We start from the raw sequence: 5856 nt of genomic DNA, 5'->3' as shown, positions 1-5856 counted from the left end.
CCGTCCGGGACCCATCGGCTGCCGGCGCGCCGACGGCCGCCTGGGCCGCTGGAGCCGCTGTACCGGCCACCAGGCCCGCCAGGAGCGGCGCTCCGGCGAGTAGGGAGGCTGTACGCCGCAGCCACCGGCGGGCAGGAGAGTGACCCATCCCCTGGAAGTCTGCCGCCTCCGCCACGCGCTCGCCCGTCCCTCGTCATCGTTTGCTGCCGTCGGTGGTCTGTCGATTCCTGCGTCCACGCATGGTAACGATGTGCGCTGTGGCGAAGTGCTGGGGACTGCTCCACATGATCGGAAGAATCTCATGCGCCGCCGGAATCCCGTGCATCGGAGGCCGGGAGCCCGGAAACCGGGCCGCTCGCGGCAGCCGGGGCACGTACCCTTTTCTGTTGTGCCGAACGCCAATGAAGTCAGTCCCAGTGCACTCAGCCAGGTGCAGCACCGCGCGGTCAGTGAACTGCTGCGGGTTTCCCCCGTCGCCGATGATCTGGCGCGCCGATTCCAGGATGCCGGATTCGGTCTCGCTCTGGTCGGCGGTTCGGTCAGGGATGCCCTTCTCGGCCGGCTCGGCAATGATCTGGACTTCACCACCGATGCCCGTCCCGAGGACGTTCTGAAGATCGTCAGGCCATGGGCGGACGCGGTCTGGGAGGTCGGGATCGCCTTCGGTACGGTCGGCGTCCAGAAGGACGCCCGTGCCGGAGACACCGATCAGCGGTTCCAGATCGAGGTGACGACCTACCGTTCGGAAGCCTACGACCGGACGTCGCGCAAACCTGAGGTGTCGTACGGGAACTCCATCGAGGAAGACCTCGTACGCCGGGACTTCACGGTGAACGCGATGGCCGTCGCGCTGCCGCAGAAGGAGTTCATCGATCCTCATGGCGGGTTGGAGGATCTCTCCGCGCGGGTGCTGCGTACGCCCAGCACTCCTGAGGAGTCCTTCTCCGACGATCCGCTGCGGATGCTCAGGGCCGCGCGGTTCGCCGCGCAGCTGGACTTCGAGGTGGCCCCGGATGTGGTCACGGCCATGAAGGCGATGTCCGGCCGGATCGAGATCGTCTCCGCCGAGCGGGTGCGTGACGAACTGAACAAGCTGGCCCTCTCCGCACATCCGCGCAAGGGGCTGGCGCTGCTCGTCGACTCCGGGCTCGCCGACCGGGTGCTACCGGAGCTGCCGGCCCTGCGGCTGGAGAGCGATGAGCACCACCGGCACAAGGATGTGTACGAGCACTCGCTGACCGTTCTGGAGCAGGCAATCGATCTGGAGGAGGACGGGCCGGATCTGGTGCTTCGGCTGGCCGCTCTGCTGCATGACATCGGCAAGCCCAGGACACGGCGCTTCGAGCAGGACGGCCGGGTCTCCTTCCACCACCACGAGATCGTGGGCGCGAAGATGGTCAAGAAGCGGCTGACCGCGCTCAAGTACTCCAACGATCTGGTGAAGGACGTCTCGCGACTGGTGGAGCTGCATCTGCGCTTCCATGGCTATGGGACGGGCGAGTGGACCGATTCGGCGGTGCGGCGGTATGTGCGTGACGCCGGTCCACTGCTGGACAGGCTCCATAAACTGACCCGCTCGGACTGCACCACGCGCAACAAGCGCAAGGCGAGCGCGCTCTCGCGTGCGTACGACGGTCTGGAGGAGCGCATCGCCCAGCTTCAGGAGCAGGAGGAGTTGGACGCGATCCGGCCCGATCTGGACGGCAACCAGATCATGGAGATTCTGGATGTGGGCCCAGGTCCGGTGATCGGCGCGGCCTACACATTCCTGCTGGAGCTACGGCTGGAGAACGGGCCGATGGAGCATGACGCGGCTGTCGCCGCCCTCAAGGAGTGGTGGGCCACTCAGAAGGCCACCCAAGGCTAGGCCCTGTCCTGGACCCGTGCGGGTCATGTTTCACGTGAAACATGACCCGCACGATGTGTGGCTTCGAAGGCGATGTTTCACGTGAAACATCGCCTTCCGCGCACCAGAGCCACAGCGACGACCGCATAGAGAACGGCGACCGTCAGCACGAGCGGCACCGAGCGGCCGTCCGGAGGAAGCATCAGTGCGGCGACCGCGGCGGCGCCCACGAAGGCCACATTGAAGAGGACGTCATAGAGCGAGAAGATCCGGCCGCGGAAGGCGTCGTCCACCGCCGTCTGAACCACGGTGTCCGTGGCGATCTTCGCGCCCTGTGTGATCAGCCCGAGAACGAACGCGGCCACAAGTGTGGGCACGGGAGCGAAGGGCAGCCCCAGGGCGGGTTCGAGAAGGGCGGCCGTGCCTGAGCACACGGCCATCCAGCCATATGGTCCGAGCCGGCCCACCGTCCATGGGGTCAGCACCGCGGCGGTGAAGAAGCCCGCCCCGGAGACGGCGACAGCGAGTCCGAGCAGCGCCAGTCCGTCGGAGTCCTGGTCGGTCCAGGCGTACCGGCAGAGCATCAGCACCATCACGGTGAGCGCTCCGTAGCAGAAGCGCATCACCGTCATGGCGGCCAGCGCGCCTGCCGCTGCCCGCCGTTCCCTGAGATGCCGGAGTCCGCTCACGAGTCCGCGTGCCGTGGAGGCCAGCGCGGCGCCCAGGCGTGTCTGCGTGGGCGCCTGCTCGGGACCGAGCAGTTCGCGTGCCAGCAGCAGCGAGGTGAGTGCCGCACAGAGATAGAGGACGGCGCCCAGCAGCATCACGGCGGCATCGGAGTCCGAGACGGTCAGCCGTACGGCGAAGGCGAGACCGCCTCCCGTGGTGGCGGCGAGCGTGCCGGCGGTCGGGGAGAGGGAGTTGGCGAGGACGAGACGGTCTTCGTCGACGACATGTGGCAGGGCGGCCGAAAGTCCGGCGAGGACGAACCGGTTGACGGCGGTCACGGACAGCGCCGAGACGTAGAAGCACCAGTCGGGCACGGCGGCCAGGATCAGCAGCGCCGTACAGACCGCCAGCAGGGCCCGCAGCAGATTGCCGTACAGAAAGACCTGGCGGCGCTGCCAGCGGTCGAGCAGCACACCGGCGAACGGGCCGACCAGTGAGTACGGCAGCAGCAGCACCGCCATGGCGGAGGCGATCGCGGCGGGCGAGGTCTGTTTCTCCGGCGAGAAGACGACATAGGTGGCGAGCGCGACCTGGAAGACTCCGTCGGCCGCCTGGGACAGCAGACGGACCGCGAGCAGCCGGCGGAAAGCGCTGAGGCGCAGGAGCACACGCAGATCACGTCCGACAGGCATGTGAGCCAGCGTCACACATGCCTCTGCCGGAACCTTCAGCGGGACATACGAGCGGAACATGCGAGCCGGACACCTCGGTGGGACAACACCTCGGCGGGACATACGGGAAGGGCCACCGGACGGCTGCCGGAGGCCCTTCTCGTATGACTCACCTATGGCTCGTACAGGGGAAGCGACCGCTAGCGGTCGACCTCGCCCCTGATGAACTTCTCGACGTTCTCACGCGCCTGGTCGTCGAAGTACTGCACAGGCGGGCTCTTCATGAAGTACGAGGACGCCGACAGGATCGGGCCGCCGATGCCGCGGTCCTTGGCGATCTTCGCGGCACGCACAGCGTCGATGATGACACCCGCGGAATTCGGGGAGTCCCAGACCTCGAGCTTGTACTCCAGGTTCAGCGGGACATCGCCGAAGGCGCGGCCCTCCAGGCGGACATACGCCCACTTGCGGTCGTCGAGCCAGGCGACATAGTCCGACGGGCCGATGTGGACATTGTCCGCACCCAGGTCGCGGTCGGGGATCTGGGAGGTCACGGCCTGGGTCTTGGAGATCTTCTTGGACTCCAGGCGCTCACGCTCGAGCATGTTCTTGAAGTCCATGTTGCCGCCGACGTTGAGCTGCATCGTACGGTCCAGGACGACGCCCCGGTCCTCGAAGAGCTTCGCCATGACGCGGTGCGTGATGGTCGCGCCGACCTGGGACTTGATGTCGTCACCGACGATCGGGACACCGGCCTCGGTGAACTTGTCCGCCCACTCCTTCGTGCCGGCGATGAAGACCGGAAGGGCGTTGACGAAGGCGACCTTGGCATCGATGGCGCACTGCGCGTAGAACTTCGCGGCGGCCTCGGACCCCACGGGCAGATAGCAGACGAGGACGTCGACCTGCTTGTCCTTGAGGGTCTGGACGATGTCCACCGGTGCCTCGGGGGACTCCTCGATCGTCTGGCGGTAGTACTTGCCCAGACCGTCGAGAGTGTGGCCGCGCTGGACGGTGACGCCCGTGGTCGGCACATCACAGATCTTGATGGTGTTGTTCTCGCTGGCGCCGATGGCGTTCGCGAGGTCGAGGCCGACCTTCTTCGCGTCGACGTCGAAGGCGGCCACGAACTCGATGTCCCGCACGTGGTACTCGCCGAACTGGACGTGCATCAGACCCGGTACCTTGCCCGCCGGGTCGGCGTCCTTGTAGTACTCGACGCCCTGCACCAGCGAGGCGGCGCAGTTGCCCACGCCGACGATGGCTACGCGAACCGAACCCATTCCGGTTGCTCCCTGTGTGATCTCAGTGTTCATGATGAGACCCTGCGGAGATGCAGGACCTCACTTGGTGGTGTCCGCGGACGGATCCGGCGGGCCGGGACGTCCCGGGGGCGTGCCCCCGGGAGACGCAGCGTCCCGGTGCCGGGGCAGGCCATCCGCTTTCCCCGGTGTGTCTTCCTGCTCGGCGAGGCCTTCGGGGCCGGACCGTCGCTGGTCCCGTCCCGCCCGCTCGCTCTCGATGAGCTCGTTCAGCCAGCGCACTTCGCGCTCCACGGACTCCATTCCATGGCGCTGGAGCTCAAGCGTGTAGTCGTCGAGGCGCTCGCGCGTACGGGCCAGGGAGGCGCGCATCTTGTCCAGACGCTCCTCCAGCCTGCTGCGCCGCCCTTCCAGCACCCGCATCCGCACCTCGCGCTCCGTCTGGCCGAAGAAGGCGAACCGAGCGGCGAAGTGCTCGTCCTCCCAGGCATCGGGACCGGTGTGCGACAGCAGTTCCTCGAAGTGCTCCTTACCTTCCGCCGTCAACCGATAGACGATCTTGGCGCGGCGTCCCGCCAGTGAGGCGGCGAGCGCGTCCTCGGGGGCGCTGCCCGGCTCCTCGATCAACCAGCCGTTGGCGACCAGCGTCTTGAGGCAGGGATAGAGCGTCCCGTAACTGAAGGCCCGGAAGATCCCCAGCGAGGTGTTGAGCCGTTTTCGCAGCTCATAACCGTGCATGGGCGACTCGCGGAGCAGACCGAGGACAGCGAACTCAAGGATGCCCGAGCGTCTGCTCACTCTTCGCCTCCTCCACCGTCCGGGACCCTTATGGCGTTCTGATGTATCGACTCGATACATCCCGACGATAGAGCGGAGATGCAGTTGGGACAAGTGGGGTCAAGGTGAACGGCGTCACATTGACAATTCTCAGGAAGCAACTTGCCTGATTTGAGACGAACTTCGGCTCTCGGAGGCTTTTGACCGTGCGTAGTCTGTGCGGCATGCAGAGCACCGGGAACCGAACGACGCGGCTGAGCGTCAAGACTGTCGGCTTACCGGCTGTCTGCCGGATGAGCTCCCAACAGGGCTGGTCCGTATTCATTTCGGGGGGACCGGAACTCAACTGCCGTTTCCAGGCGTCCGCGCCTGCCCGAGGAGTAGTCGTTCGATGAGCGAGCACCGTCGCAAACAACCGCAGCCGCAGGATGGCGGACGTGCAGCGGCCAGGCGTGCGGCCCAGCAGCCATCAGGCCGCCGCGCTGCCCCTTCCCAGGAAACCGCCTCGGTTTCGCACTCCGATTCGTACGAGGAGGAGCGCCCCTACGGCGGACGTGCCGCCGCCAGGCGTGCCGCCCAGCGAGGCGGCCGTCGACGCGCGCCGGACGGCGGAGGGCCGGGCCGGGGCGGG

4 protein-coding genes are annotated in these 5856 nt (G+C 66.8%); 1 reads left to right on the top strand and 3 read right to left on the bottom strand.

Features of this window, described 5'->3' with window-relative positions; translation table 11 throughout:
* Positions 1–388: 388 nt before the first annotated feature.
* Complete coding sequence (locus GA0115259_RS35945) at positions 389–1867, top strand: CCA tRNA nucleotidyltransferase (protein WP_176732775.1); 1479 nt, start codon at positions 389–391, stop codon at positions 1865–1867.
* Positions 1868–1944: 77 nt separating this feature from the next.
* Here GA0115259_RS35945 and GA0115259_RS35940 read toward each other — a convergent pair whose 3' ends face one another.
* The 3 genes from GA0115259_RS35940 to GA0115259_RS35930 form a co-directional block, all read right to left on the bottom strand.
* On the bottom strand, positions 1945–3207 hold the full coding sequence (locus tag GA0115259_RS35940) for an MFS transporter (protein WP_093604611.1): 1263 nt from the start codon (positions 3205–3207) through the stop codon (positions 1945–1947).
* Between the two features lie 179 nt (positions 3208–3386).
* Complete coding sequence (locus GA0115259_RS35935; RefSeq protein WP_093604607.1) at positions 3387–4469, bottom strand: inositol-3-phosphate synthase; 1083 nt, start codon at positions 4467–4469, stop codon at positions 3387–3389.
* 60 nt (positions 4470–4529) lie between these two features.
* On the bottom strand, positions 4530–5246 hold the full coding sequence (locus GA0115259_RS35930; protein ID WP_093604605.1) for a PadR family transcriptional regulator: 717 nt from the start codon (positions 5244–5246) through the stop codon (positions 4530–4532).
* Between the last annotated feature and the right edge of the window lie 610 nt (positions 5247–5856).

This window comes from Streptomyces sp. MnatMP-M17 (genome assembly GCF_900091995.1).
GTDB lineage: Bacteria > Actinomycetota > Actinomycetes > Streptomycetales > Streptomycetaceae > Streptomyces.
Note: the sequence above shows the minus strand (reverse complement) of the source record. Positions and strands in the feature narration are given on the sequence as shown.